The organism is Streptomyces thermospinosisporus (assembly GCF_039526425.1).
Taxonomy (GTDB): Bacteria; Actinomycetota; Actinomycetes; order Streptomycetales; family Streptomycetaceae; genus Streptomyces; species Streptomyces thermocarboxydovorans.
The window spans coordinates 58426-58774 of the sequence record NZ_BAAAIZ010000064.1; the positions used below are offsets into that span (position 1 = coordinate 58426).

At 79.4% G+C, this 349-nt stretch carries 1 pseudogene; it reads right to left on the reverse strand.

Features of this window, described 5'->3' with window-relative positions:
- Positions 1-349, reverse strand: a pseudogene (locus tag ABD207_RS21300) (hypothetical protein); the annotation flags it as partial.

Genomic DNA, 349 nt, shown 5'->3' on the forward strand with positions numbered 1-349 from the left:
CCGCCGTCTCCGCGGCCCCGGGCGCCCTGCGCAGCAGTCCGGGCGCGCCGAGCGCGAGGACGCCTCCGGCGGCCCGTCCCGGCCGTATGTCCACGAGGTTGACGAAGTGGGCGGCGCCCGCGATCACCACCCCGGCGAGCAGACCGTCGAGCGGCCGCCGTTTCATCGCCGCCCCGGCCGCGAGGCCCGCCGCCGAGATGCCGAACAGCTTCACCGCGCCGCTGGTCACCTCACCGTCGCGCAACGCCCCGAGATGCTCCCGGAAGCCGCGCCGGGGGTCCCCGGCCCCGGCGATGTCGTCGAAGGCGCCGCACAGCCCGGCGACGGCGACGGCCGCCCCGGCGGCGCG